Annotated in this window: 27 protein-coding genes and 1 tRNA gene; 9 read left to right on the top strand and 19 right to left on the bottom strand. The window is 71.0% G+C overall.

Going from position 1 to position 26,247, the window contains the following annotated elements:
- Positions 1-39: 39 nt before the first annotated feature.
- Positions 40-1,068 (bottom strand): SIS domain-containing protein, encoded by a 1,029-nt coding sequence (locus tag HNQ09_RS13395; protein ID WP_184030224.1) that lies wholly within the window; start codon positions 1,066-1,068, stop codon positions 40-42.
- Between the two features lie 220 nt (positions 1,069-1,288).
- A tRNA-Arg gene (locus HNQ09_RS13390) sits at positions 1,289-1,365 on the bottom strand.
- Between the two features lie 40 nt (positions 1,366-1,405).
- Here HNQ09_RS13390 and HNQ09_RS13385 point away from each other — a divergent pair.
- From HNQ09_RS13385 to HNQ09_RS13375, 3 genes are all read left to right on the top strand, one after another.
- Complete coding sequence (locus HNQ09_RS13385) at positions 1,406-3,364, top strand: peptidyl-prolyl cis-trans isomerase (RefSeq protein ID WP_184030222.1); 1,959 nt, start codon at positions 1,406-1,408, stop codon at positions 3,362-3,364.
- 119 nt (positions 3,365-3,483) lie between these two features.
- Entirely contained in the window at positions 3,484-4,482 is a 999-nt protein-coding gene (trpS, locus tag HNQ09_RS13380) for a tryptophan--tRNA ligase (protein WP_184030220.1), read from the top strand.
- 46 nt (positions 4,483-4,528) lie between these two features.
- Complete coding sequence (locus HNQ09_RS13375; RefSeq protein WP_184030218.1) at positions 4,529-5,275, top strand: ScpA family protein; 747 nt, start codon at positions 4,529-4,531, stop codon at positions 5,273-5,275.
- A 12-nt stretch (positions 5,276-5,287) separates the two neighbouring features.
- Here the strand turns inward: HNQ09_RS13375 and HNQ09_RS13370 are convergent, their stop codons facing one another.
- Genes HNQ09_RS13370 through argF form a run of 4 tightly spaced genes read right to left on the bottom strand, consistent with a single transcriptional unit; the run spans position 5,288 to position 8,243 of the window.
- Entirely contained in the window at positions 5,288-5,734 is a 447-nt protein-coding gene (locus tag HNQ09_RS13370; RefSeq protein ID WP_184030216.1) for a hypothetical protein, read from the bottom strand.
- Between the two features lie 58 nt (positions 5,735-5,792).
- The gene (gene argC / locus HNQ09_RS13365; protein WP_184030214.1) at positions 5,793-6,770 is read right to left on the bottom strand and encodes an N-acetyl-gamma-glutamyl-phosphate reductase; all 978 of its coding nucleotides are present in this window, start codon (positions 6,768-6,770) and stop codon (positions 5,793-5,795) included.
- Entirely contained in the window at positions 6,767-7,309 is a 543-nt protein-coding gene (locus tag HNQ09_RS13360; RefSeq protein WP_184030212.1) for a GNAT family N-acetyltransferase, read from the bottom strand. Before HNQ09_RS13360 ends, argC begins: the two co-directional genes overlap by 4 nt.
- Before the next feature lie 10 nt (positions 7,310-7,319).
- Positions 7,320-8,243, bottom strand: coding sequence for an ornithine carbamoyltransferase (gene argF, locus HNQ09_RS13355; protein ID WP_184030284.1), 924 nt, complete (start codon positions 8,241-8,243; stop codon positions 7,320-7,322).
- A gap of 255 nt (positions 8,244-8,498) precedes the next feature.
- Between argF and HNQ09_RS13350 the strand changes: the two genes are divergently transcribed.
- The 3 genes from HNQ09_RS13350 (at position 8,499) to HNQ09_RS13340 (ending at position 11,935) form a co-directional block, all read left to right on the top strand.
- Positions 8,499-9,386 carry an EamA family transporter gene (locus HNQ09_RS13350; protein WP_184030282.1) on the top strand — a complete coding sequence of 296 codons (888 nt, stop codon included), beginning with the start codon at positions 8,499-8,501 and terminating at the stop codon, positions 9,384-9,386.
- 67 nt (positions 9,387-9,453) lie between these two features.
- Entirely contained in the window at positions 9,454-10,242 is a 789-nt protein-coding gene (locus tag HNQ09_RS13345) for a histidinol-phosphatase HisJ family protein (protein ID WP_184030210.1), read from the top strand.
- Positions 10,235-11,935 carry a helix-hairpin-helix domain-containing protein gene (locus HNQ09_RS13340; RefSeq protein WP_184030208.1) on the top strand — a complete coding sequence of 567 codons (1,701 nt, stop codon included), beginning with the start codon at positions 10,235-10,237 and terminating at the stop codon, positions 11,933-11,935. Before HNQ09_RS13345 ends, HNQ09_RS13340 begins: the two co-directional genes overlap by 8 nt.
- A 95-nt stretch (positions 11,936-12,030) precedes the next feature.
- Here HNQ09_RS13340 and HNQ09_RS13335 read toward each other — a convergent pair whose 3' ends face one another.
- Genes HNQ09_RS13335 through HNQ09_RS13325 form a run of 3 tightly spaced genes read right to left on the bottom strand, consistent with a single transcriptional unit; the run spans position 12,031 to position 14,125 of the window.
- Positions 12,031-12,852, bottom strand: coding sequence for a cytochrome c oxidase assembly protein (locus HNQ09_RS13335; RefSeq protein WP_184030206.1), 822 nt, complete (start codon positions 12,850-12,852; stop codon positions 12,031-12,033).
- Complete coding sequence (locus HNQ09_RS13330; RefSeq protein ID WP_184030204.1) at positions 12,849-13,526, bottom strand: SCO family protein; 678 nt, start codon at positions 13,524-13,526, stop codon at positions 12,849-12,851. The genes HNQ09_RS13335 and HNQ09_RS13330 overlap by 4 nt, the downstream gene beginning before the upstream one ends.
- A 23-nt stretch (positions 13,527-13,549) precedes the next feature.
- Positions 13,550-14,125, bottom strand: coding sequence for a copper chaperone PCu(A)C (locus HNQ09_RS13325; RefSeq protein WP_184030203.1), 576 nt, complete (start codon positions 14,123-14,125; stop codon positions 13,550-13,552).
- A 210-nt stretch (positions 14,126-14,335) separates the two neighbouring features.
- Here HNQ09_RS13325 and HNQ09_RS13320 point away from each other — a divergent pair, with 210 nt between their 5' ends.
- Positions 14,336-15,328 carry a substrate-binding domain-containing protein gene (locus tag HNQ09_RS13320; RefSeq protein ID WP_184030201.1) on the top strand — a complete coding sequence of 331 codons (993 nt, stop codon included), beginning with the start codon at positions 14,336-14,338 and terminating at the stop codon, positions 15,326-15,328.
- Between the two features lie 34 nt (positions 15,329-15,362).
- Here the strand turns inward: HNQ09_RS13320 and HNQ09_RS13315 are convergent, their stop codons facing one another.
- Both HNQ09_RS13315 and HNQ09_RS13310 read right to left on the bottom strand, forming a co-directional pair.
- A complete protein-coding gene (locus tag HNQ09_RS13315) occupies positions 15,363-16,460 on the bottom strand; it encodes a GGDEF domain-containing protein (protein ID WP_343057809.1) in 1,098 nt (365 codons plus the stop codon).
- 130 nt (positions 16,461-16,590) lie between these two features.
- Positions 16,591-17,202, bottom strand: a complete 612-nt coding sequence (locus tag HNQ09_RS13310; RefSeq protein ID WP_184030199.1) for a thymidine kinase — start codon at positions 17,200-17,202, stop codon at positions 16,591-16,593.
- 354 nt (positions 17,203-17,556) lie between these two features.
- Between HNQ09_RS13310 and HNQ09_RS13305 the strand changes: the two genes are divergently transcribed.
- A complete protein-coding gene (locus tag HNQ09_RS13305; protein WP_184030197.1) occupies positions 17,557-18,129 on the top strand; it encodes a hypothetical protein in 573 nt (190 codons plus the stop codon).
- A 115-nt stretch (positions 18,130-18,244) separates the two neighbouring features.
- On the opposite strand, the gene rpmE is transcribed toward HNQ09_RS13305, so the two are convergent.
- From rpmE to HNQ09_RS13265, 8 genes are all read right to left on the bottom strand, one after another.
- Complete coding sequence (gene rpmE, locus HNQ09_RS13300) at positions 18,245-18,463, bottom strand: 50S ribosomal protein L31 (RefSeq protein ID WP_034354998.1); 219 nt, start codon at positions 18,461-18,463, stop codon at positions 18,245-18,247.
- A complete protein-coding gene (locus tag HNQ09_RS13295) occupies positions 18,460-19,695 on the bottom strand; it encodes an amidohydrolase family protein (RefSeq protein ID WP_184030194.1) in 1,236 nt (411 codons plus the stop codon). The genes rpmE and HNQ09_RS13295 overlap by 4 nt, the downstream gene beginning before the upstream one ends.
- Before the next feature lie 39 nt (positions 19,696-19,734).
- Complete coding sequence (locus tag HNQ09_RS13290) at positions 19,735-20,469, bottom strand: sporulation protein (RefSeq protein WP_184030192.1); 735 nt, start codon at positions 20,467-20,469, stop codon at positions 19,735-19,737.
- A gap of 81 nt (positions 20,470-20,550) precedes the next feature.
- Positions 20,551-21,306: a polyphosphate--glucose phosphotransferase gene (gene ppgK, locus HNQ09_RS13285; protein ID WP_184030190.1), complete on the bottom strand. Its 756-nt coding sequence runs from the start codon at positions 21,304-21,306 to the stop codon at positions 20,551-20,553.
- Positions 21,307-21,440: 134 nt separating this feature from the next.
- The gene (gene rplT, locus HNQ09_RS13280; protein WP_184030188.1) at positions 21,441-21,800 is read right to left on the bottom strand and encodes a 50S ribosomal protein L20; all 360 of its coding nucleotides are present in this window, start codon (positions 21,798-21,800) and stop codon (positions 21,441-21,443) included.
- On the bottom strand, positions 21,800-22,006 hold the full coding sequence (rpmI, locus tag HNQ09_RS13275; protein ID WP_184030186.1) for a 50S ribosomal protein L35: 207 nt from the start codon (positions 22,004-22,006) through the stop codon (positions 21,800-21,802). Before rpmI ends, rplT begins: the two co-directional genes overlap by 1 nt.
- A 171-nt stretch (positions 22,007-22,177) precedes the next feature.
- The gene (locus HNQ09_RS13270) at positions 22,178-24,106 is read right to left on the bottom strand and encodes an alpha-amylase family glycosyl hydrolase (RefSeq protein WP_184030183.1); all 1,929 of its coding nucleotides are present in this window, start codon (positions 24,104-24,106) and stop codon (positions 22,178-22,180) included.
- Positions 24,107-24,212: 106 nt separating this feature from the next.
- Positions 24,213-24,476 (bottom strand): DUF2171 domain-containing protein, encoded by a 264-nt coding sequence (locus HNQ09_RS13265; protein ID WP_184030180.1) that lies wholly within the window; start codon positions 24,474-24,476, stop codon positions 24,213-24,215.
- Between the two features lie 162 nt (positions 24,477-24,638).
- On the opposite strand from HNQ09_RS13265, the gene proS reads away from it, so the two are divergent.
- A complete protein-coding gene (proS, locus tag HNQ09_RS13260; protein WP_184030177.1) occupies positions 24,639-26,156 on the top strand; it encodes a proline--tRNA ligase in 1,518 nt (505 codons plus the stop codon).
- Positions 26,157-26,247: the final 91 nt, after the last annotated feature.

Raw genomic sequence — 26,247 nt, 5'->3', positions numbered from 1 at the left:
GGGGGCAGCCGGGGCGCGGCGCGGCCCCCCGGCCCCGCTTCAGGGTTCCTCGCGGTCCTCGTCCAGGTCCTCGTCGAAGTCTTCTTCCCGATCGGAGGCGTCCAGGTCGTCTTCGGGCGTTTCGCGGTCAAAGCGGGGTGGGCGCCCCCCCTCCCCACCGGCGCCCCCCAGCGTGAGGGTATCGGGGCCTGACTCGCCCGCGAGCACGGCCTGGGCGCGGGTGAGCACCGGCAGGTCGCCCGCGTCCAGGCCGTAGCGCTCGGCCAGGTAGGCGGCGACCCAGGCCCCGAAGTACCACAGGGCGAGTTGCGCCGCGTAGCCGCCGGGGTGCGCGGGGTTGACGCCCTCCGGGTACGGCACCGCCACCACCTCGTCGATGCGCGAGTCGAGCACCTCGCGGGCGATCAGGAGGGCGGGGTCGGGGTCGCCCAGCAGCAGGGCCACCTTGGCGTCGCCCTTCTCGTGCTGGGCCTCGAACGCGCCAGTCACCAGCGCGAGCGGGTCACCCAGGACCGGGACCGACAGGGTCTTGCCCACCCGGGCGAGCAGCGCCTGCCAGGCGTGCGGCAGCGCCTCGGCGTCCGGGGCGGCCAGCAGCAGCGGCAGGCGGCCCCAGAGGGTCCAGGCCAGGTCACGGGCGGGGTTGCCGTCTTCCACTCCCGGCGAGCAGCGGCCGCGCAGCTCCGCCAGCAGCGTCTCGGCGTCGGCGGCCTGGTCAGCGTGGCCCGAAGCGTGGGCGAGGTACTGCGCGGCGTGGTAGGCCGTCAGGACTCCGCCGGGCACCAGCACGTCCACGTCGTCCACGGCGCCGCCCGTGCTGACCCGGCGCACGGCGGCGCCCGCCACCTCGGCCAGATCGGCGTAGTCGCGGGCGGCGTCGGCGGCGTCGGCGCTGGACACCACGAACTGGGTGCCGCTGCGGGTGAGCGTCCCGGGAATCAGGGTCGCGGCGAGGTGCGCGGCCAGGGCGCCCTCGCCCACGCCGATCAGCCCATGCGGGCCGGGTTCGGGCTGGGTGGGGCCAGCGTAGCTGCCGGGCAGGCGCTCAAGCAAAGACAGGAGCTTCATGGGCCCCAGCCTAGCGTGCCGGGGCCGGCGTGCTCGCTCGCCCCGGCAGATGAGAAAGCGGCGGAAAACCCGCGCCAGGTCAGGTTTTTTTCCTTCATGCCGCCTTGAGACAGCGTGCTAGAATCGCCCGTGTGCGCCTCCGAGAGCCTGCCCCCTCCCCCCGCGTTCGCGGGCAGCACAGCAAAAACACCACCCCAGAGGGTGGCGTCTTGCGGGTTGGTGGTGCGCTCGACAGGACTCGAACCTGTGGCCTTTGGCTCCGGAGGCCAACGCTCTATCCACCTGAGCTACGAGCGCAAAGCTCAGGTAACGTAGCACTTTGCCGGAAGGAGATCAAGTGAAGAACAAAAAGGTCGTGAACGTCCTGCTGGGCGTTCTCGCACTCATGCTGGTGGTCGGCATGGCCTACCAGTTCACGCCGGATGTCGGCTCGCTCTTTGGAAACCGCCAGCAGGGCACGCCCGCCCTGAAGGTCAACGGCCAGACCGTGACGGTGGAGGAGCTGGAGGCCCTGCGCCGCAGCAATCCGGTCCTGACCAGCGCCGAGAGCGGCGTGCTGGCCGACGACTTCAAGACCTACGTGGTCGCCCAGCAGGCCCGCCAGGTGCTGCTGACGCAGGCCGCCGGGGACATCGACGTGAGCCGCGCCGACGTGAACGCCGAGGTGCAGAAGGTCCGCGAGGCCAACCAGCTCACCGAGACCAAAGCCTGGACCGACGCCTTGCAGGGGGTGGGGCTGACCGACGCCGAGTTCCGCCGCCGCACCCGCGACCAGCTGGCCGTGGACCGCAAGATCGAGGAGATCAAGAAGACCGCCCAGCCGGCCACCGACGCCGAGGCGCGGCTGCACTACGACCTCAACCCGGAGGGCTTTCAGACCGACGCCCGCATCGTGGGCCGCCAGATCGTGGTGGGCGACAAGGCCAAAGCCGAGCGCCTGCTCGCCGAGGTCAAGGGCGGCGCGGACTTCGCGGCTCTGGCCTCGGCGAACAGCACGGAGTTCAAGGACCGGGGCGGGGCGCTGGGACCCATCGAGAACGGCGCTCCCCGCCCGGTCGCGCAGGTCGCCCTGCCCGGGGAGGTCGGCGCGGCCGCCTTTGCCCTGACCGGGGGCGGCGTGACGGACGTGGTCGAGAGCGGCGGCAAGTTCTACATCGTCAAGGTCGAGCGCTTCCTGGCGCCCGGCGTGCGGCCCTTCGAGCAGGCCAAGGCCGAGGCCGTCACCGCCGTGAACGAGCAGAAGAAGAACGCCGCCGTCGAGCGCTGGCTGACCGGGCTGGAAAAGGACCTCAAGATCGAGGTGCTCGACCCCAACTGGAAGACCGAGAACCCGGCTGTCGCCACGGTCGCCGGGCAGACCATCCCTTATTCGGACGTGGTGTCGCAGGTCGTGCAAAACCAGCAGTTTGCCGGGCTGCTGGGTCAGGTGCCGCCCGAGCAGGCCGCGCAGCTGGTCAACGGCCTGCTCAAGCCGCAGGTCGTGACTGGACTGATCCAGAGCTACGCCGCGCCCACCATCGCCGGGCGCGAGGAGCTGGCGCTGACCGGCACCCGCCAGGACATCGCGCAGGGGTTGGCCGCCTACGGAGCGCGTGACGTGAAGGTGACCGACGCCGATATCCAGGCCTACTACCAGCAAAACCGCGAGCAGTTCCAGACGCCCGCAGGCGGCACCGTCGCCGAGGCGAGCTTCGCGGACCGGGCGGCGGCGCAGGCGTTCCGGCAGGGCTGGAACGGCCAGGGCAGCTTCACGGCCGCGGCGGGCAAGGCCGGAGGCACCGTCAGCGAGCGCGGTCAGGTCGCGCCCGGCACGCCCGACGCCCCCGGTCCGCTGGACCCGGCCGTCGAGGCGGCCGTCTTCACCGCCCAGAACCTGCGCTCCGCCGGAGAGGGCAGCCTCAGCGACGTGGTGAAGGTGGGAGACCGCTTCGTGGTCGCCTACGTGACCGACCTCCAGCGCGCCGCCGTGCAGCCGCTGTCGGCCGTGCGCGAGCAGATTCGCCAGCAGGTGCTCGCCACCAAGAAGCAGGAGGCGGGTCAGGCCTACGTCGCCAAGCAGGTCGAGACCCTCAAGCCGGTCAACAACCTCCAGAAGGTGCTCGACGCGCAGCAAAAGCGGGTCGCCGCCGCCGCGCCCCCCCCCGCGACCCAGCCGAAGGCCGGGGAGGGGACGGACACCGGCGCCCCCGCCGACGCTGCCGGGGCGCCCGCGACCACGCCGGATGCGGACACGGCGGCGGAGAGCGGTGAGGGCAGCGCCGCTCCCGCCACCCCCGGGGGCACCAGCGACCGCTGAGCATCCCCCTTTTTCCGGGGCGGCCTTTCCCAGCTGGGAGGGGCCGCCTCTTTGGCGTGGCCCCCCACGGCCAGCGGGTTGGACGGGGAGAGGCGCCGGGCCGTTAGAATCGGCGGGTTATGCCGCGCGTGTTTTCAGGAATCCAGCCGACCGGGGACCCCCATATCGGCAACCTCTTCGGGGCCATGAAGAACTATGTGCGGCTGGGCGAGCAGTACGGCAAGAACTCGCTGTACTGCGTGGTGGACCTGCACGCGATCACCAACCCGGCGTCCCACGACCCCTCCCGGCTGGCCGAGCGGACCTTCGAGATGGCGGTGGCGAACTTCGCGGTGGGCCTCGATCCGGACAAGGTGGTCTTTTTCGCGCAGTCGCAGGTGCCCGAGCATTTCGAGCTGAACTGGATCTTCACCTCGCTGACCCCGGTGGGCGAGCTGGAGCGCATGACCCAGTACAAGGACAAGTCCGCCGAGCTGGAGAGTGTCCCGGCGGGCCTGCTGATGTACCCGGTGCTGATGGCCGCCGACATCCTGCTGTACAAGGCGGACACCGTGCCGGTGGGCGAGGACCAGACCCAGCACATCGAGCTGACGCGCGAGATCGCCCGCAAGTTCAACCACCTCTACGGCGAGACGTTTCCCGAGCCGCAGGCCGTGTATGCCAAAGACGCCCTGCGGATTCCCGGCGTGGACGGCCACGGCAAGATGGGCAAGAGCAAGGGCGAGACGAGCACCCTGGGGATTCTGGAACCGCTCGACTCGATCTGGCAAAAAATCCGGGTGGCGCCCACCGATCCCGCGCGGGTGCGCCGCACCGACCCCGGCGACCCCGACAAGTGCCTGATCGGGGACTACCACAAGCTCTTTTCCGACCTGCCGACCATCGAGACGGTGTACCAGGGCTGCCGCACCGCCGGAATCGGCTGCGTGGACTGCAAGAAGCTGCTGATGGAGGGTGTGCGCCGCGAGCTGACGCCCATTCAGGAGCGGGCCGCCGACTTGCGCGCCGACCCCGACCGGGTGCGGGGCGCGCTGGAGCAGGGCGCGAAGGAAGCCCGCGCGATCGCCCGCCCGGTGATCGAGGAAGTGCGCGAGAAGGTCGGGTTCCTGAAGCGCTGATGGAGGCGGGCAGTGGGCCGTGGGGTGCGGGTTGTGGAGTGGGGGGGTGACCATCCTCGCGGCTCCTCCCCCACCTTCCCTGGCGGGATTCGCCGTTCAGCTGCCCGCCTTCGAGGGGACGCTTTCGGAGCTGGCCTCGGCGCTGCGGGCGGGGCGGGTGGCGCCGGGGGAAGTGCCGCTGCTGACGCTGACGCGCGAGGTGCTGGCCTGGGCGGGGACACTGGCCGGGAGCTTTGAGGCGCACCCGGAAGCGCTGCCCGCCCTGGCGAACGTGATCGCCCTCAAGGCCCGGTTGCTGCTGCCCCAGCCTGGGCCGGACGACCTCGACCCCGACGACTTCGCCGACGACCCCCTCGACGACGTGGTGGAGGGAGTGGAAGCGCTGGCCGAACTGGGCGCGCTGGTGGACTTTCTGGCGGCCCGCCGCCGCGAACGCGAGGGCCTGTTGCCCGCCCGCCCGGCCCCGCTGGAGCTGCCGCGCCGCGAACGCCGCCCCAATCCGCAGGGCAGCCTGGCGCGGCTGGTGCGGGCCGCGCAAAGCGCCGTGCGGCAGGTCGAGGTGCCGTTGCTCGCGCGCGACCGCCTGACCCTGGCAGACGCGCTGGGCGCGCTGCGGGCCTTCGGGGGCCGGTTGCGGACCTTTACCTTCCGGGGCATTCCCGCCCAGGACTGGGGCGAGCGCACGACCTACTTCGCGGCGCTGCTCGAAGGCGTCAAGGAGGGCAGTTTCAGCGCCGAGCAGGACGGCGTGTACGGCGAGATTCAGGTCACGTCGCACGTGGCGGCGGACTGAAGTTCAAGCGACTCAGCGGCAGCCGCGCAGGCTCACGAAATCCTGGGCAGGCACCACGAGTTCGCGCACCGTCCCGGGGTCGCCGAAGCGCAGCACTCGGCCGGGAAGACGCAGGCGCAGGGCGTCGGCTTCCCAGATGACCTCGAAGCCGGGCCGGGTCCAGATCGCCTCGGAGGCGGGTTCGCGGCCCGTCGAAGTTCCAGGGAGACGCCAACCCCGTCCAGGGAGGCCGCCGCACCGAACCTCCAGAAAGCGGTCGAAGTCCATCCGGTTCGGCCCGTAGCCGCCGTATTCCGCGACCCCCTGAAGCCGCGCTCCCCGCAGCGGATGGAACGCTCCGGGCGCCTGCCACACAGTCTCGACCCGGTAACGCGGCTGGAAGAGGAACTGGAAAAAAGGCGCGGCCAGCATTCCGAGCAGCCCCAGAACGCCGAGCATCACAAGTCCCTTGAGGCGCATGCTTCCACGCTAGAACGGCGCCCCAGCCCACCTCATCCCCCTTTGGACGGAGCCTGGCCTACACCCCTTCCGGCACCCGGTAGTCGTGCCCGGCCCCCTCCAGCCCCAGCATCACGTCGAGGTTCTGCACGGCGGCGCCGCTGGCCCCCTTGCCGAGATTGTCGAGCCGTGAGACGAGCAGGGCATGTTCGCCGCCCGGGCTGGCGTAGACGAACAGTTCCAGCTCATTGGTGCCGTTGAGCGCCCGCGGGTCGAGGATGGGGTCGGCGGGCTGGCCGTCCTCGAAAGGCATGACGCGGACGAAGCGTTCCCCGGCGTAGTGGTCGGCCAGGGCCTCGTGCAGCCGCGCCGCCGTCACGCCCAGCGGCCCCAGATGCAGCGGAAGCTGCACCAGCATCCCCTGCCGCCAGCCGCCGACGTGGGGGGTAAAGAGCGGCGCATGCTTCAGCCCGCCGTGAACGGCCATCTCGGGCTGGTGCTTGTGCGTCAGGCCCAGGGCGTAGCTCTTGAACGGCCCGGCCATCGGGTGACGGGGTTCACCGGGATTGGCCCGCCCCTCGTGGGCGTCCACCAGCGCGCGGCCCCCGCCCGAGTAGCCGGAGAAGCCCTGCACGCTGAGCGGGGAGTCGGGCGGCAGCAGCCCCGCGTCGGTCAGCGGGCGCAGCAGCGCAATCGCCCCGGTCGCGTAGCAGCCCGGGTTGCTGACAAGGCGGGCGGCGCGAAGCTCCTCCCGGCTCCCGGCGGTGAGTTCGGGAAAGCCGTAGGCCCAGTCTGCTGCGGTGCGGTGGGCGCTGCTGGCGTCCAGCACGCGCGTCTGGGGATTCTCGATCATCGCCACCGCCTCGCGCGCCACGTCGTCGTGGAGGCACAAGATGGCGACATCGGCGCTGTTCAGCAGCTCGCGGCGGGCTTCCGGGTCCTTGCGGCGGGCGGGGTCGATGCTCAGGAGATGGAGGTCGCCTCGGCCCTCCAGGCGGGCGCGGATTTGCAGGCCGGTGGTTCCGGCTTCTCCGTCGATAAAAATCTGGGACGTCATGGGCTGGGGTTCTCCTGGGTGTGGTGCGCGCTCCACTCGTGAGCCAACAGAGCATAGGTCGCCTCATCTGTCCACTGGCCCCGGTGCAGATAACTTGCCAGGGTGGTACCTTCATGCCGGAACCCTGCCCTGGAGAGCAGCGATGCGGCGCGGCGATTGCGCGGGTCGATGCTGGCGTAGACGCGGCGCAGTCCAGGCGAACCGAACAGTTGCGCCAGCAGCCGGCACAGGCCTTCCAGCGCCAGGCCTCGCCCCTGCGCCTGCGGAGCGAGAGTAACGCCGATCTCGGCCTGTTCGCCCTCGCCGCGTACGGCGAAGTCCCCCAGCAGTTCCCCGCTGAGCGCGTCGGCAAGGGCCAGCTGCGTCCAGCCCTCCTGTCCGGGGACGCGGTTCCGCATGGCGCTGATCAGGGCTTCGGCCTCCTCCAGGGAGTACGGCAGCCTCCAGCCCTGATACCGGGCAACGTCGGGATGGTTGCGGTACGCGGTCAAGGCGGGCGCGTCGGCCAGTTCCAGGGAACGCAGGACCACACGGCTCATGCCCGTCCCCCTACCACCGTGGCCGCATCTCCCCCATCAGGTGGTACAGCAGCGCCTTTTGCGCGTGCAGGCGGTTCTCGGCCTGATCGAAGACGCGCGACTTGGGGTGCTCGGTCGCTTCCGGCACCGTCTCCTCGCCGTAGTGGGCCGGGAGGCAGTGCAGGAAAATACCGTGCGGGGCGATGGTTTCCAGCATGGCGGGCGTGACCTGATAGCCCCGGAAGGCGCGGCGGCGCATGTCGGCCTCGGCCTCCTGGCCCATGCTGATCCACACGTCGGTGTACAGCACGTCGGCGCCCTCCACGGCCCCCAGGTCGCTGGTCAGGGTCACGTTGGCGCCGCGTTTCACGGCGTCCATCAGCACCGAGCCGTTGGGTTCGTAGCCGACCGGGGTCACGACCGTCACGTCGGTCCCGGTCAGGATGCCCAGGTGGATGTGGCTGTTGGCGAGGTTGTTGCCATCCCCGATGTACACGACCCGCCGCCCGCGCAGGTCACTGCCGAACTCCGCCTCGATGGTCTGGTAGTCGGCCAGCAGTTGCGCGGGGTGCAGCATGTCGGACAGGCCATTGATGACCGGGATGGAAGCGTGGTCGGCCAGTTCGTGCAGCGTCTGCTGGAGGTAGACCCGGCCCATCACCCCGTCGACCCAGCGCTCCAGGTTGCGCGCCACGTCGCTGACGCGCTCGCGGGTGCCCAGGCCGATCTCCTGGTTGCTGAGGGTGATCGCGTGCCCGCCGAGCTGGTACATGCCCACGTCGAAGGTCGTGCGGGTGCGCAGACTGGCCTTCTCGAACACCAGCGCCAGGCTGAGGCCCGCCAGAGGCTTGACCCCGCGCCACTCGCCCCGGCGCATGGAGTGGGCGGTGTCGAGCACCACCCGCAACTCCTGAGGCGTCATGTCGAGGTTGCTCAGGAAGTCGCGCCCGGCCATCACGGGAGCAGGCAGGGTCTCGGGGGTCAGGAGGGCAGAATTATGCGCCGGGGCAGTCGGCGTGGGCACAGGCTCCGGCGCCTTGACGGCTGCGGAGGCAGGACTCTTGCGGGGGCGGGCGGCCTTCGTCATAGAGCATGAGTATACGCAGCGGGCGAGTAAAGATGCAGCGCGGCCTGGCCCTTCCCCGTCCCGGCTCGCCGCACATCCACCGCCGGAGGAGCGTACACTCCGGCGGTGCCTCCCGCCGCCCCCCTGCCCCTCCGGAGCCTGCTGCTGGCGCTGCTGATCACCTTCGTCTGGGGGGTGAATTTCGTGGTGATCAAGTGGTCGGTGGCGGACGCCTCGCCGCTGCTGGTCGCCGCGCTGCGCTTCGCGGTGGCGGCCTTTCCCGCCGTGCTGTTCGTGCCGCGCCCCCAGGTTCCGGCGCGCATCCTGTGGGGCTACGGCCTGGCGGTGGGCGTGGTGCAGTTCGGGTTGCTGTATCTGGCCGTGCAGCTCGGCATGAGCGCGGGCGTGGCCTCGCTGCTGATGCAGACGCAGGCGTTTTTCACCGCGCTGCTGGCCGCGCGCTTCCTGGGCGAACCCATCACGCCGCCGCAGCTGCTGGGGATGACCCTGGCCTTTGGCGGCATGGGCCTGATCGGCGCCTCGGCGGGCGGGGACGTGACGGGGCTGGGGCTGGGGCTGACGCTGGTCGCGGCGCTGGGGTGGGCGATCAGCAACCTGCTGGTCCGGGCGTCCGGCGGGGCCAACGTCTTCGCGCTGGTGATCTGGAGCAGCCTGATCGCGCCGCTGCCGCTGACGCTGCTGGCGGGTCTTACGGCCGGGTGGGAGGCGGTGGCGCACACGCTGAGCTCCTCCGGCCCCGCGTTCTGGGCGGCGGTCCTCTTTATGGGCCTGGGCAACACCGTGCTGGGCTTCGGGATCTGGAGCCTGCTGATTCAGCGGCACGGGGCGGCCCGCGTCGCGCCCCTCTCGCTGCTGGTCCCCGTGTTCGGGATGCTGGCGAGCGCCGCCGTCTACCGTGAGGGCTTTCCCGCCCTCAAGGCGCTGGGGGCCGCGCTGGTGTTCGGGGGGCTGGTGCTGCATGTGCTGGGCGGAAGACTCAGAACGCGGGCGGCGGTGCGCGGGGCGCGGTAGGGCTTTCGCTGCGTCCGGCCTCCCCGCGCGCCGCTTCCCCCAGCCCGCAGGCTCTACCCTGTCTCCCATGACCCTGCCCCCTCTGTTCGATTCTCACCTGCACACGCCGCTGTGCAACCACGCGACCGGGCATCCGCGCGAGTACGCGCAGGCGGCGCTGGACGCGGGCCTGGCCGGGCTGTGCTTCACCGACCATATGCCGATGCCCGCGTGGTACGACGCGGGGTGGCGGATGCGGCTGGGCCAACTGGCCGAGTACGTGGACACCGTGCGGGGGGTGCAGGCCGAGTTTGCCGGGCGGCTCGACGTGCGGCTGGGGCTGGAGGCGGACTTTCACCCCGGCACCGAGCGCTTCGTGGAGCGCCTTCTCGCGGCGCACGACTGGGACTACGTGATCGGCAGCGTGCATTACATCGGCGCCTGGGGCTTCGACAATCCCGAGTACGTGGCCGAATACGGGGAGCGCGACCTGGGCGGGATCTACCGCCACTACGCGGCGCTGGTGGAGGGGGCGGCGCGGACCGGGCTGTTCGACGCCATCGGCCACCTCGACCTGCCCAAGAAGTTCGGGCACCGTGACCCTGACGGCTCGGCCTTGCGGCGGGTGCTCGACGTGGTGGCGGGACTGGACCTCGCTCTCGACTTCAACACGGCGGGCTGGCGAAAGCCGGTGGCCGAGGCGTACCCTGCGCCCGAGCTGGTGCGGGAGGCGGCGGCGCGCGGCATCCCGTTCGTGCTCGGCTCGGACGCGCACGCGCCGGGCGAGGTGGGCTTCCGCTTCGGGGACGCGCTGGCGCAGATCGCGGCGGCAGGCGGGCGCGTGGTGACCTACGCGGGGCGGGTGCGCCGTGAGTGAGGTCACGCGCAAGTCCCTGATCGGGGTGCTCAAAACCACCGCCGATCTGCTCGACCTGCTGGGCCAGGAAGCCTTCCGGGCGAACGCCTACCGAGGCGCGGCGCGCAGCCTGGAGGCGCTGGACACGGACGCGGCGGAGCTGCTCGCCTCGGATTTCGCGGGCGTGCCCAAAATCGGCAAGGGGATCGCCGCCGACCTGCTCGCCTACGCCCAGACGGGCAGCTTCGGGCCGCTGGAGGACGCCGCCAGCCAGGTGCCGCCGGGCGTGCTGGGGCTGTTCCGGGTGCGCGGGCTGGGGCCGAAAAAGATCCGCGCCCTGTGGGACGCCGGAATCGACTCGCTGGAGGGGCTGCGCGAGGCGGCACGGGACGGGCGGGTGGCCGCCCTGAAAGGCTTCGGGCCGAAAAGTGCAGGCGCGATGCTGGAGGCGGTCGAGTTCGCGCTGGGGGCGCAGGAACGCCAGCACCTCTCGACCGGGCTGGACGTGGTGGAGGCGCTCGCGGGGGCGCTCGCGGGTCTGGAGCCGCGCCCCGCCGGGGACGTGCGCCGGGGCCTGGAGACGGTGCGGACCGCCCGTCTGACGGTGACCGGGACCGCCGGGGAGGTGGCCGCGCGGCTGACAGGCCGGGTCGAGGACCTCGCCCCAGTGGAGGGCAAACCGCTGCTGGCGGGCCGGGTGGACGGCGTCCCCGTCGAGATCGCCCACGCCCCGGCCCAGGCTCGCGGAGCACTCGACCTGATGATGGGCGGGAGCACCGACTACCGCGAGGGGCTGCGGGCCGAGGCGAAGGCCAGGGGCTTTGACCTCAGCGGGCGGGGGCTGACGCGCGGCGGCGAGGTTCTCGCCACCCCGGGTGAGGCGGACGTGGCGCGCGAGCTGGGCCTCGCCCTGCGCCCCGCCGAGTACCGCGACCCCGAGCACGACGCCGTGTGGGAGACGCTGCCGCCGCCGGAGCAGCTCATCATGGTGGGCGACCTGCGGGGCCTGCTGCACACCCACTCCACCTGGTCGGACGGGGCGGCGAGCCTGCCGGAGATGGTGGCGGAGACGCGGCGGCTGGGCCACAGCTTCCTGGGTACCGGGGACCACTCGCGGGCGGCGAGCTACGCCAATGGCCTGAGCCTGGAGCGGCTGCGGGCCTACGTTCGGGAAATCCGCGAACTCCAGCGCGCGGGCCTGCCGATCCTGGCCGGAGCCGAGGTGGACATCCTAGGCGACGGCTCGCTCGACTACCCCGACGAGGACCTGCTGAGCCTCGACTACGTGGTCGCCAGCGTCCACAGCCTCTTTACCCTCGACCCGGCGCGGCAGACCGAGCGGCTGATCCGGGCCGCCTCGCACCCGCTGGTCACGGTCCTGGGGCATCCCACCGGACGGCTGCTGCTGCGCCGCCCCGGCTACGCGCTCGACCTGGACGCCGTGCTGGCCGCCTGCGAGGCCAACGGGACGGTGGTCGAGATCAACGCCAATCCCTACCGCCTCGACCTCGACTGGCGGGACGCCCTGCGCTGGAGAGCGCGCCTGACCTTCGCGGTGAACACCGACGCCCACGTGCCCGCCGGGCTGGGGGACACCCGCTACGGCGTATTGATGGCCCGCAAGGCCGGGCTGACCCCGGCGCAGGTCGTGAACACGCTGGAGCAGGCCGAGTTTCTGGACTTTGTGCGGCAGCAGCGGGCGGCGCGGGGCTGAGGGGAGCAGTCAGCCTTCAGTCGCCAGCCGAAAAACAGCAGGGGCAGAAGAGCCAGAGCTTCTGCCCCTGCTGGCAGCTTAGGGTTGGCTGCCCCCTACCCCCGCGCGGCGGGCGGCTGGGTGCCGCTGTCGGCGAGCTGGATCAGCCAGGCCATCAGCTGCACCAGCGCCAGCGCCAGGGCGGGCAGTCCGGCCAGCATCATGATCAGGCCGCTGATCTGCTGGTTTTGCAGCGGGGTCAGGTCCCACAGGCACAGCGCGGACACGTAGGGCGTGTACAGCACCTGGCGTGAGTAGAGCCACACGGCGGCGACCGCCATCATCGGCAGGGCGGCGATAAAGCCGAACCAGCCGCGCGAACCGATCCCGGCAGGCTGCACGCTGGGCAGGGGCCGCAGCACCACCCCCCAGACCAGCAGGCTGCTCAGCAGGTACAGCGCGGGCAGCAGCGCCGAGGCCGTGTTGGTGACCACCGAGGCGTTGAACCCGGCGGGCACGTTCCAGAAGACGATCACGGCCGTCCAGACCGCCAGCGCCACCCAGGGGTCGAGCAGCACGCCCAGCACCCGCCCCAGCGGGCGGCGCGGGTCGATGTGGACTCGCGGCAGCCCCAGCACCAGCAGCGGCGGCACGATCTCGGCCAGGACCATCAGGCGGCCCATGTACAGCGCCATGCTGTTCAGCGTCAGGGTGGTCGCCGCCGACTGGGTGACCAGGATCAGCAGCGCCATGCCGAGGCCGAACAGCACGGCCTTCCAGGCGGGCCAGCTCCTGCGGCCTTCCGGGTTGCGGCGGGCGCGCAGAAAGTGCCAGAAGTACAGCCCGGTCACGGCGAGGACCGGCAGCCACACCAGCGGATCGAAGCGCAGGGCCAGCAGGTCGAGCAGGCCGGGGTTCAGGTCGGGGGGAGGGGTCATCGCTGGGGGTTCTCCATGACGTGCGTGAGGTCGCGCACCACCCGGTCCACCTGGGTGAGCTGGGTGTAGTCCCACAGCACCCGCAGGCGGCCCGAGGCGTCGATCAGGTACGTGGCGGTCGTGTGGTTGATCTGGTAGTCCTGCGGGCCTTTCATGTCGGCCCTCTGGTAGGCCACCCCGTAGTCGCGGGCCACCTTCGCCAGCGCGGGTTCGGGCACCCGCACGCCGGTCGCGTCCCCGAAAAACTCGACGTAGGACTTCAGGCGCGCGGGCGTGTCGCGGTCCGGGTCCACGCTGACCAGCACGATGTCCAGCCGCTCGCGCTGGGCGGGAGGCAGCGCCTGACGCGCCTTTTCCAGATACGCCAGGCTCAGTGGACAGATGTTGGGGCAGTGGGTGAAGCCGAAAAAGAGCGCGGTGGTGCGGCCCTCGCCCCCGGCCGCGCCGCCCGGCTGAAAGCTCCAGGGCCGCCCCTCCTCGTCGGTGCCGCCAAAAGGCTGGGCGGGGAGGGGCGGCGTGTAGGCCGTGCCGTAGTAGGGAAAGGGACTGCGGACGCGGGCGTAGACCCAGGCTCCCCCCAGCACCAGCCCCACCGCCAGCACGGCAAACAGCGCCGACACGTACCAGGGCCGGGCGGCGGGCGAGGAGGCAGCGGGGGCGGGCAGATCGGTCACGGCTTGTCCTTTCGGGGAAAGACTCAGGGCTTGCGAACCACGGCGTTCACCACCAGCGGCGGACCGCCGCGCACCCGCAGGGTCAGGCGGACCGTCTCCCCGACCTTGAGGGTACGCTTGAGGCCCATCAGCATCAGGTGGTCGCCCGACGGCTCCAAGCGCAGGGTGCCGCGCGCGGGCACCGTCAGGGTCTTCACGGCGCTCATGCCGCTGCGGCCCTGGGCGTCGCGGCGGGTGGTCATCAGCATGGCGTGCCCGGCGACGGCCGTCTGCGCGCCGGTCAGGACCACGGGCTGCGCGCCCGGGTTGCGGAGGATCATGACCGCGCTCGTCTCAGTCGCGCCGGGCGGCACGGCGACCACGCCCGCGCCCTGCACGTTGAGCAGCGGCCGGGCCGGGGACGCGGTGGGGGCGAGGTTCGCGGGGGCCGGTGCCGCGCGGGTCTGGCCGGACTGTGCCGGGCTGGCCTGCGCCTGGCTGGACTGTGCTTGGCTGGACTGTGCTTGGGTGGACTGGGCCTGCCCGGCGCGCAGGGCCGCCGCCGGAATCAGCACAGCAGCCAGCGCCAGGGCCGCGAGCAGGGGGGTGGGTTTGGACATGCGGGGAGGCCTCCTGGGAAGACGGGAAAAGCGGTCTGGCCCGTTCTCCCGGAGTCTAGGCGGGGGGGCGGGGCCGGATTGTCCCCCCCTCCTTACCCGGGGCGGCCCTTGTGCGGAAACGCGCTTTCACGCCGCGCGCTATGGTGAGGCTTACAGAGGTCCGGGCGGCACAGCGCTTGAAGGCCCGCCGACCTCCCTGGAGCTTTGTGTATGCGTAAACCCACCATTCAGGATGTCGCCCGGCAGGCGGGCGTGGGCGTCGGCACGGTGTCGCGGGTGCTCAACAACCACGCCGCCGTGCGGGGCGCCACCCGCGAGACGGTCCTGCGGGCCATCGCCGACCTCGACTACACGCCCAATCCCCACGCCCGGCGCATCGCGGGCGGCAAGAGCTACACCATCAGCGTGCTGCTGCCGGTGGTGACCACCGAGTTTTACGTGCGGCTGCTCGACGGGCTGGAAAGCGCCTTTCTGGAGGCCCGCTACGACGTGGCGATCTTTCCGCTGCTCGACCGTTCGCGGCTGGAGCGCTACCTGGGGTCGCACACCCTGGCCTACCAGGCCGACGGGCTGGTGATGGCCACCTACAACCTCACGGCGCTGCTGCGGGAACGGCGGCTGCGGACCCAGCAGCCCACCGTGCTGGTCGACGCGCACGCCGAGGGCGTGGACTGCGCCTACATGGACAACGTGCGGGGCGGGCGCCTGGCGGGCGAGTACGCGGCGCGGCTGCCGGGCGACCTGTACGCGATCTGGGTCGAGACCGAACTCGACCAGCTGTTCACCACCCGCGTCTTCGAGGAGCGCCGCGCCGGATTCCTGGAGGCGCTGGCGGCCGCCGGGCGCACCGTGCGCGCCGAGTACAACGCCAGTTTCGACGCGCTGGCCGCGCGCAACGCCGCCGTCACGCTGCTGGACGCCGCCGAGTTTCCCTGCACGGTCTTCGCCTCGGCCGACCTGCTGGCAGGCGCCCTGCTCGACGAGGCGCGCAGCCGGGGCCTGGAACCCGGCCAGGACCTGCGGATCATCGGCTTCGACGACCAGCCCTGGGCGGCGGCGCGCGGCCTGACCACCCTGCACCAGCCGGTCGAGCAGATGGGCTTCGAGGCCGCCGGGCTGCTGCTGACCCGGCTGAGCGGGCACCGGGGGCCGCCGCGCGCCCGCCGCTTCGAACCCCGCCTGATCGTGCGCAGCACCGCCTGACCCCGCCTGCCTCTTCTCTCTGCCCCCCCCCGGGTCAGTCTTCAGCCAGCTGCCCCGGTACCCCGGGCGTGGTGGAGGAGGGGTCGGCGTGGTGAACGTCGTCGCGGCCGCGCTGCTTGGCGGCGTACATCGCGGCGTCGGCGCGGGTGAGCACGGCGTCGGGATGCTCTCCCGGCCGCGCGGACGCCACCCCGAAGCTGGCGGTCACGCCCGTCACCGGCCCGTGCCGCCCGGCGCTCAGGCGCGAGCGCAGCGTATCCAGCGTGGCGCGCAGCTGCCGGGTGCTCAGCGGGGGCAGGATCAGGAGAAACTCCTCGCCGCCCCAGCGGGCCGCGTGGCCTCCCAGCGGCAGGCTTTCCTGGGCCGCGCGGGCCACCCCCCGCAGCACCTGGTCCCCCACCGCGTGGCCGAAGGTGTCGTTGACCGCCTTGAAATGGTCGAGGTCGAACAGCACCAACGTGAAGGCCTGGCTGCCGTCCGCCAGCACCGAGAGGCGTTCTTCGGCGGCCCGGCGGTTGGCGAGGCCGGTCAGGGCGTCGCGGTAGGCGGCCTCGCGCGCGGCGAGCAGCTGCACGCGCTGCATGCCGAACGTCGCCTGCACGATGATCATCACCACACCCACCAGCAAAAACTGCGCGGTCGAGGCGGCCAGCCGCAGCTCGCCCGCGCCCGGTCCCAGCAGGTGAACGAGGCACAGCGCCAGCGTGAGCAGGTAAACGCCCCCGGCAATCACGCCCGCCAGCCGGGGCGGATAGAGCAAAAAGGCCACGGCGTACAGCACCGTAAACCAGTAGGTGCTGGGACTGAGGGTGTGCGCCTGCGGCGCGAACACCTGAAACTGCTGCCGCAGCGCCAGCAGCAGGTACAGGGTCGCCAGCCCGTAGCCGACATTGATCGCCACCCGCATGCGCAGCCGGCCCAGCGCCAGCGCGAGATGCAGCCCCAGCAACGTGAGGCCCAGCACCGGCAGCGCCACCCGGTCCAGCGGATCGAAACGGGGCGCCTGCATCCACAGGCCGCCCGCGCAGGCAAAGGCGACCACCCAGGCGACCAGACCGAACATCCGCCGCTGAGACATGGCCCAGGCCGTGTGCTCGGCGGACGGGGGCAGACTGCGCGGGGCGGGATTCACCGTCTGACCTCCTCGGGGCCTTCCCCAGGGCAGCTGAAGATGAAAGAAGTTTAACCCGCTGGGGGGCGCCCCTCTTCGCAAAAAGCCACAGCCTTTCCCCCACCTGCCACCCTCAGCCCCGCCAGGGCCTTTAGCGCCGCACCGTGTGATGCACCCGGCAGCGGGCCTCGTAGGCTTCCTGCGCGCCCACCAGCACCACGGGGTCGTCGAAGCGGGCAGGCTGACCCCCGATGAGGCGCTGCGAGCGGGTGGCGGGCGCCCCGCAGACGGTGCAGATGGCGGTCAGTTTCTCCACGCTCTCGGCGCGGGCCAGCAGGTCGGGCATACAGCCGAACGGCTCGGCGCGGAAGTCGAGGTCCAGCCCGGCCAGAATCACCCGCACCCCCGCTCCCGCGAGTTCCAGCACCAGCGGCCCGAGTTCAGGGCCGAAAAACTGCGCCTCGTCGATGCCCACCAGGTCGGGCAGGGCCTGGCCGGGGTCGGGCAGCAGCGCGCCTTCGCCCAGCAGGTGCGCGCGGATGGCCGCCGCGTCTTGCACCGCCAGCGCCTCGATGGCGCGCCCGGCGTGGCTGGCGACCTGCGCGGCGTGGTAGCGGTCGTCCAGGGCAGGCTTGAACACCGCCACCCGTTGACGGGCGATCACGGCGCGGGTCACCCGCCGGATCAGCTCCTCGCTCTTGCCGCTGAACATGGGACCGACGATGACTTCCAGGTGACCGCCGTGGTAGGGGGACTTCAGCACGCGGGGAAGTATGGCACTCCCGGAACGGACGGGAAGGCCCCGCCGTCACGCACGGGTCAGGGCGGCTGGGTAGCATCGTCGTATGAGGTGCCGCGCCCTTCTGCTGATGTCCTTTCTGCTTGCTGGCACGGCGCACGCCGGTCCCGCGTAGACGAACTGGCCCCGGACCAGTGGCCGCACCTGCTGCGGGCCGCGCGGGCTGTCCCCGGTTTCGCGGGGCTGGCGTTCGTTCCGGTCGAGGGGACCAGGGTGTTGGTTCCCGCCCTGACAAATCCAGACCGGGAGGAGCAAGCCCGGCGCTGGCTTCAGGCCGACCCTTTCTGGCGTAAGGTCAGGGCGAGACAGCCGGGAGTCATGCGCGGTGCCCAGCCAGTGCAGTACAGCGGCATGCAGCTGGTCGAAGCGGCGCAGGCCCTCAAGAGGCGCAGCCCCAACCTGACCGTGCGGGTGAACACGACCCTGAACCGCGTGACGGTGTACGCCCCGGCGGGCGTGTTCCGGCCCGTTGCGAGGGCGGCGGGCGTGGAGAGGCTCGTCGAATCCGCCTACGAGCACGAGCGAACGCCCCGCGTGCGGTTCGACGTACAGCCCCGCACGGTGAGCCTCGCGGCGATCCGGGTCGCGAGAAACCCTTACCAGGTCGTGCCGCGCCTTCAGGTCCGCGTCACAAATCCTACCGGAGCACCGCTCATCTTCACCTACAGTTGCGGCGGGAGCCTCCCAGTCCGCGTGGCTGACCGCATGGGCCGCGTGATTCCCGAAAACAGCGGCGGAGCCTGCACCGAGGAGCTGAACTCGGCTCTGATCCAGCCGGGGCAGACGCTGACCTTTCCCAGCTTCCCCTTCACGAAGATGACCCACCTCAAGCCCGGGCCGTACCGCTGGCTGATCGAGGGACAGCTCATCCCCTTCACCCTGACACCCTGAAGCGGGCCACGAAAACCGCCCTGCCCTGTCGGGTGCCACTCCCATGAAGAAGACCCCCGGGCCGCCCGGGGGTCTTTTCGCTTCTCGCTCCGCTCGGCCCCTGGCGGGGCGGCGATCACTTCTTCTTGGTGCGGTAGCTGTCGCCGAAGCGCTTGTTGAACTTGTCGACGCGGCCCTCGGTGTCGACGAAGCGCTCCTCGCCGGTCCAGAAGGGATGCACGCCGCTCCACACGTCCACGTGAATCTCGGGACGGGTGCTGAGGGTCTCCATGACGACCTTGCCCTGGTAGATGATCTTGGTGGGGACGGCCTTGGGGTGGATGTCTTTTTTCATGTTTGCGCCTCCTCCGTCACGTCGGGGTGCGTGACGGGCAACCCTGGCAGTGTAGCAGACGGCCACACGAAGCGGGAGTGCCAGGGGTCACCCCGGCGCAGTTGCGGGGTGCGGGTGCCGGTGACCCGGTGCCCCCCCTTGACGGCGGCGCGCACGATCAGGCGGGGATCGAGGCCGGGATAGAGCGCGCGGGCAAACGCGACCTCCTCCCGCACGTCCAGGCTGCCGCCGCTGGCGACCGAGTCGGTGCCCAGCGCGACCTCCACTCCGGCCGCCACGAAGTCTGCCCAGGGGAAGGTGCCGCAGCCCAGGTGCGCGTTCGAGCGCGGGCAGCTCACGACCGCGCACCCGGCCGCCGCCGTGCGGGCGATGTCCTCCGGGGTCACGTTCACCATATGGACCAGGGTGGGCCGCGCCGCCAGCACGCCCAGCTCGTCCAGGTAGCGCACGGGCGTCAGCTCCGGCTGCGGCGCGCGCCCGATCACCTCCGCGAAGGTGGCCGGGTAGAGGGCGGGCAGGCGGTGTTCCCACAGCGGGCCACCTCCGGTGCGGAACAGCTCGCCCTCGGCGGGGTGCTCGGCCACGTGAATCTGGAGGGGCAGGCCCTCGCCCGCCGCGTAGTCGCCCACCAGCCGCATGAGGCGGTCACTGACCGTGTAGGGCGTGTGCGGCGTGAGGCCCACCCGGAGGCCGCCGGGCCGCTCCAGCCGCCGCCAGCGCTCGACCCGTTCGCGCATCCCCGCAAAGATGTCGTCGGCCTTCGCGGGAAAGGTGCCCAGCACCTCGAAGTACAGCACGCCGGTCAGGTCCTCGCGCGCCAGCAGCGCCTCCATCCCCTCGGGCGACCAGACGATGTCCCCGACCGCGCCCACGCCCAGCCGCGCGAGTTCGTCGGCCCCGGCGAGCGCACCTGCCACGCCGCGTTTCTCCCGCTGGGCGATCACCACCTCGGGCAGCCAGCGGAAGTAAGGCAGCGGCTCGAAGGCGTAGGCGCTCATGTCGAGGTGGGTGTGCGCGTTCACGGGCGGCGGCGCGATCACCTCGCCCACCCGGCGCTCCTGCGCGTGCGGAAAGCTCGCCCGCAGCGCGGCGGGGTCGCCGGTCGCCGCCACGACGCCGCCCGACACGACCACGCCGCCCGGCGCGTGCCCGCCGCCCACCCCGGTAAACAGCACGTCGCAGGTCAGCAGCTCGGGCAGGTGGGGATCAGGCGCGGGGGACATGACGCGCATTCTGCCCTGTCAGGACGGTACCCGCCAGGACAACACCTGCTAGGACAGCGCCTGCACCCGCACGGCGAGTTCGCGCGCCACCGCGTCCGGTCCGGCGGCCAGCAGCGCGGCGGGCACGAACCAGCGGCCCCGCTGCTCGAACTCGGCGGTCAGCAGGCTGGCCAAGCCGGTGGCGCGGCGGTCGACCTCCAACACCACGTCCAGCCCGCCGGTCGCCGGAAAGAGCATCATCTCCAGCTCCGTGAGGCGGTATTGCCCGGCGGGAGGGCGGAAGCTGAGTTCCTGCACCACCCGCCCGTGGCGGGACTCGACCTCGCTGCCCGCCAGCCGGAAACCCAGACGCTGCGCGGCGCCGATGACGGCCTCCATCTCGGGGCTGGGCAGAATCTGAAGCGGATCGGTGTCGCCGGGGTCAGCCGCCCCCGCGATGTCCGCGTCGGTGACCAGCCAGACCGCCGTGCCGGGCAGCGTCAGCGGCGTGCCCTGCGGAATGGGCAGCTGAAAGGGAAATTCGCGCCGCTCGCCCGCCCCGATGCTGAAGGCCGACACCACCGGCCGGGTGAACAGGGTGTGCGTGACGGAGTGGTCGTCCGCCTTGTAGCGGGTCGCCAGGCCCAGGTTCAGCCGCTCGATGCGCTGCTCCAAGGAGCCGCCCTGCACGACCACCACGCCCGGCAACACCTCACCGACCCGCACCGCCGGGTTGTGAACCTGCGCGTCCACCCGTGCCCCGCCCACCCCGGCTGCCACCATCATCCGCTTGAGAAAGCCCATACGGATCACGTTACGGGCCGGGTGGGGCGGCGGTTCCCATCGTCTGTCGGCTCGGTCAGGCCAAGGCGGCGGGCGATGGTTTCAGGACGCCTGGCCGGGCCGGGCCGCCATCATCGCCGCGCCCACGATGCCCGCGTCGTTCTGAAGGGTGGCGGGCACCAGCTTGGTCCGCTCGGGCTGGAGGTGCGGTCCCCACTTGTCGGCCCGCTTGCTCACGCCGCCGCCGATCACGAACAGGTCGGGGGAAAACAGCAGTTCGAGGTGCTGAAGGTAGGTGCCTGCCCGCTTGGACCACTGTTTCCAGTTCAGGTCGTCGCGCTCGCGGGCGCGGTCGGACGCCCAGCTCTCGGCGTGGCGGTCCCCCTTGAGCCACAGGTGGCCGAGTTCGGTATTCGGCACCAGCTGGCCGTCGTGGATCAGCGCGCTGCCGATCCCGGTGCCGAAGGTGAGCACCAGCACCACGCCCGGCACGCCCGCCCCGGCCCCGAAACGGGCCTCGGCCACGCCCGCCGCGTCCGCGTCGTTGATGAGGTGGACCTCGCGCCCGGTCGCCTCGGTAAAGAGGGCGTCGGCGTCCAGGCCGATCCAGCCCTTGTCCACGTTCGCCGCGCTGAGGGTCTTGCCGCGCTGCACGATGCCCGGGAACGTCACGCCGACCGGCCCCGCGTGCCCGAAATGCTGCACCAGCTCGGCCACGACGCCCTTCACGTCGTCGGGCCGGGCGCCTTCCGGCGTGGCGATGCGGTGACGTTCGGCCACCAGCGTGCCCGTCTGCGTGTCCACGGGCGCTCCCTTGATGCCGCTGCCGCCGATGTCGATGCCCAGGATCACGCTCATGGGCTACAGCGTAAGCGACCGGGACGCCCGGCTGATAGTGGCGGACCTTGACCGGTCCTGCCGAGTCGCCCGGCCCCCGGGAGACCACAAAAAAACCGCCCCCAGCAGGAGGCGGTTTGTTGACGGGGCGGGATTTACTGGTTGCGGGCGCTCTTGGCGGCGTCGACCAGGGTCTTGAAGGCCTCGGGTTCGCGGGCGGCGAGGTCGGCCAGCACCTTGCGGTTGAGGTCCACCCCGGCGAGCTTCAGGCCGTTGATGAAGGTGGAGTAGTTCATGCCGTGCAGGCGGGCGCCCGCGTTGATGCGCTGGACCCACAGGCGGCGGAAGTCGCGCTTCTTGTTGCGGCGGTCGCGGTACTCGTAGGTCGCGGCGTTCAGCAGCGTCTGGAAGGCGTTGCGGTACTGCTTGGAGCGGCTGCCCCAGAAGCCCTTGGCGCGCTTGAGCACCTTCTTGTGGCGGCGGCGGCGGACGATGCCGGTCTTGACGCGGGGCATTATTTACCGCCCTTGTAGGGAAGGGCGAGCTTCATGCGCGCCCACTCGCTCTTGGCGAGGACAAAGCCCTTGCCCTTGCCGCGAATCTCATCGCCGCTCTTGCCGGTGTTCTGGTGGCGCTTGCCACTCTTGAACGCCATGACCTTGCCGGACGCCGTGATCTTCACGCGCCGGGTCACGCTCTTTTTCGTCTTCATCTTGGGCATGGTGGCCCTCCTTCGCAGTCCGGCCGCGCTCCTGAGGAGGCGTGCCGTCTGGGGTGCGGGCCGCTTTCCGGAGAAAGCCGTTGGTCGCCCTGCCCCACTTGACCAAGGGGAGACTATACGCGAGGTCGCCGGGCCGGGACAAGGGGGCTGGGGCGGAGGACCCGGGACGGGTCAGCCGCGAAGTTCCGCGCCCAGCAGCCACAGCGCCCGGTAGCCCCCCAGGCGTAGGGTGGGCCGGTCCAGGCTGAAGGTGCTGCCGCTCAGGCGGTCCTCGGCGTGGTCTCCCAGGAGTTCCCGCAGCAGGTGGCCGGGCAGCGCCACCGTCTCCTCGCTGAAGTTGTAGACCTGCACCATCACGCCGAGGGGATGGTCGCGGCGCAGCAGCAGCACCCGGCCGTCGGGACTGGGCAGGGGGCGGCTCTCGACGCTGGCGTGCAGATGCGGCGTGTCCTGCCGGGCACGGAGCAGGGCGCGCAGCCCCGCGTTCACCCGTCCGGCAGGCGAGTCCGGCTCGGCCTGCACCCGTTCGGCCAGCGCCCAGTCCATGCGGGGGCGGTGGACCCAGCGGTTGTCGGCGGCGTGCTCGGGCACCTGCGCAAAGCTGTAGTCGTTGAGCAGCGCGAGTTCGTCGCCCATGTACAGCAGCGGCACCCCGCCGAAGCCCAGCACGACCGCGTGGGCCAGCAGCAAGCGGGCCACGGCGTCGTCCACCCGGCCGGGGTCGCCCGCCTCCAGCGCGGCCTCCAGCCCGGCGAGGCTCGCGCCCGAGCCGCTGATGCGGCGGTCCCCGGTCTGCGGGTTGTGCTGAAAGACCAGCCCACGCGCGAACGACCCCGGAAAGTCCCCGCTGTAGAAGTCCGAGAGAAAGTGGCGGTGCGCTTCTCCGGTCAGCCCCGCGCGGGCGGCGTCCTCGTCGGAGATCGCCCAGCCGATGTCGTCGTGGCAGCGCACGTACAGGCCCCAGGTCGTGGTGGTGGGCTTGGCGGGAAAGGCCCGCAGCGCCTCCCCGAACAGGCGGGTGTCGCGGCTCGCCAGCGAAGACCAGAGCTGCACCATCAGGCTGTTGTGGTAGGCCATGTCCGACACGCGCCCGTGATGCACGCCGCGCCCCAGATACCCCATCAACTCGGCCGGGGCCACGATGGCCTCGGCCTTGAAGGCCACCCCCGGCGCCACGATCCGGGCGGCGGCGCGCAGGGCGCGGGTGAGCCAGTGGACCTCCGGCTCGTTCTGGCTGCTGGTCCCGAGCCGCTTCCACAGAAAGGCGATGGCGTCCAGCCGGAAGACCTCCACCCCCCGGTTGGCGAGGTACAAGATCAGGTCCACGAACTCCAGAAACACGTCCGGGTTGCTCCAGTTCAGGTCCCACTGGTAGCGGTTGAAGGTGGTCCAGACCCAGGCCCGCGCCTCGTCGTCGTAAGTGAAGTTGCCCGGCGCGAAGTCGGGAAAGACCTCGGGGAGCGTCTGCTCGTAGGCGTCGGGCAGGGTGCGGTCGGGGAAGAGGTGGAAGTAGGCGCGGTATTTTTCTTCCCCGGCGCGGGCCTTGACGGCCCACTCGTGCTCGCGGGCGACGTGGTTGAGCACCAGGTCGAGAACCAGGCTGATCCCGCGCCCGCGCAGGTCGCGCGCCAGGGCCGAGAGGTCGTCCAGCGTGCCCAGGTCCTCCCGCACGGCGCGGTAATCCTGCACCGCGTAGCCGCCGTCGTTCTCGCCCGCGCGGGGCCGGAGCAGCGGCATCAGGTGCAAGTAGCGCACGCCCAGGCCCTGGAGGTAGTCCAGATGCTCGCCCACGCCCCTCAGGGTCCCGGCGAAGCGGTCCGCGTAGGCCACGTACCCGATCATGTCGGGCGCCTGCAGCCAGTCGGGACGGAGGAGGCGAGCCTCGTCGAGCCGCCGCAGGTCGGCCGGGCGGGCCTGGGAGGCGTGCAGCAGGACTTCCGTCAGCCGGTCCAGCACCTCGCCTGCCTGCTCGCCGTACACCGCGCGCAGGCTCTCCGCGAGGTCGGGGCCGTAGCGCTCCAGCCGCAGCCGGAAGGTCTCGGCGTCGCGGTCGTCGAGGGAGGCGGCTTGCAGCCGCGCGGCCAGATCGGGACTCAGCACAGCCCCAGCATACGGCGCAGGCTCGCCGTCTGGAACCGGTTCCAGAGTAGGGGAAGGGCAAAGGGCGGCGAGGTCTCCCCACCGCCCGGCCCCGGTCTGCGGCGCCCTACTGGACGGCGCTCCGCTCGACGTTGAGGTAGACGGCCACCTCGTCCATGCTCTCGACCTGCGAGAGCGGGACGTAGTGGTGCTGGCCGTCGGGGCTGTCGGTGCGCGTCAGCTTGAGCTGGTCGCCCTCGACGTGGTCCACCGTTCCGACGTGCTCGCCGTTCACGTCCTTGACCTGCATGTGCTCGCCCATGGCCTCCAGGCGCTGACGAAGGTCCTGTTCGATGTGGCTGGTGATCTCTCCGGCACCGTTCTGGGTCATGGGAAGAGCCTAGCTGCCGCCCGGTGCCGGAGGGATGACAGCCGGGTGCAGAGAGCGGTCACCGAACGTTGGGGGAATCTCCATCTGGCCGGGCGCGCCTGCTCCGGTCTCCGCCACCCGGCAGATGCGGCCGGGCCGGGGCCGCCCGCTATCATGCCCCCCATGACGAAGGCGGGCGGCAAACAGGAGCAGCACCGGCAGGACCAGGGCAAGCAGGACAAGAAGGCGCAGCAGTACGGCGTCACGCCCCAGAGCGTGGATTTCAACGACTGGTACAACGAGGTCGTCAAGAAAGCGGACCTCGCGGACAACAGCCCCGTGGCGGGCGCGATGGTCGTCAAGCCCTACGGCTCGGCGCTGTGGGAGAACATCGTGCGCTGGCTGGATACCCGTTTCAAGGCGACCGGGCACGAGTCGCTGATCTTTCCCACCCTGATCCCGATGGGCTTCATCACCAAGGAAGCCGACCACGTGGAGGGCTTCGCGCCCGAGCTGTTCACGGTGAGCAAGATCGGCACCGAGGAGCTGAGCGAACCCTACGTCCTGCGCCCCACCAGCGAGACGATCATCGGGCACATGTGGGCGGGGTGGCTGAACTCCTACCGGGACCTTCCCTTCTTGCACTACCAGTGGGGCAGCGTGTTCCGCGCCGAGCTGCGGACCAAGGCCTTTTTGCGAACGAGCGAGTTCTACTGGCACGAGGGCCACACCGCCCACGCCGACGAGGCCGAAGCCCGCGCGGAAGTCCGCCAGCAGCTCGACCTGTACCACGAGTTCTGCCGCAACGTGCTGGCCCTGCCGGTCGTGCGCGGCGAGAAGACGGCCTCCGAGCGGTTTGCGGGCGCGGTCGCCACCTATTCCATCGAGGGGATGATGCGCGACGGCAAGGCGCTGCAATCGGGGACCTCGCACTACCTGGGGCAGAACTTCTCCCGGGCCTTCGACGTGAAGTTCCAGACCCGCGAGCAGCGGGAAGAGTACGCGCACACCACGTCCTGGGCGATTTCCAGCCGCATCATCGGGGCGATCATCATGACGCACGGGGACGACTTCGGGCTGATCATGCCGCCTAACATCGCACCCATTCAGGTCGTGGTGATCCCGGTGGGCCGCAAGGACAACTTCGACGAGATGGTGGCCGAGGGCGAGCGGCTGGCCGCCGAGCTGCGCGCCCAGGGCCTCTCGGTGCGGGTGGACAAGCGCGACGGCGTGACGAACGGCTTCAAGTACAACGACTGGGAACTCAAGGGCGTGCCCGTCCGCATCGAACTCGGCCCGCGCGACCTGGAAGCGGGCGTGGTCGTGGTGAAAAACCGCAACAGCGAGGAGAAGGAGACGCTGGCCCGCGAGGAAGCCGTCTCGGGGATGCGGGCGCGGCTGGACGGCATCCAGGCTTGGCTGCTGGAGCGCGCGACGAGCTTCATGCTGGACAACACCGTCACGGTGGACACCTACCAGGAGTTTCAGGCCGCCATCGAGGCCGGGAAGTGGGTGCGGGCCTTCCACTGCGGCGACCCCGAGAGCGAGAAACAGATCAAGGACGACACCAAGGCGACCATCCGCAACATTCCCCTCGACGACGCGGAATTCTTCGCGGAGCGCGAGGAGGGCGGCGTGTGCGTGCATACCGGGAAACCCGCCGCGTACGGCAAACGGGTGATCTTCGGGCGGCAGTACTGACCGAGCCGTCAGCCGTCAGCGTTCAGCAGTCAGTAGGGGGCCATCCATTTCACCGGATGGCTCTTTTGCTGTCGAGGGCGGAAGATTTAGG

Origin of the sequence: Deinococcus budaensis (genome assembly GCF_014201885.1) — a bacterium.
In the GTDB taxonomy this organism is placed as follows: domain Bacteria; phylum Deinococcota; class Deinococci; order Deinococcales; family Deinococcaceae; genus Deinococcus; species Deinococcus budaensis.
The sequence above is the reverse complement of the archived record's forward strand: the minus strand, read 5'-3'. Positions and strand labels throughout refer to the sequence as shown.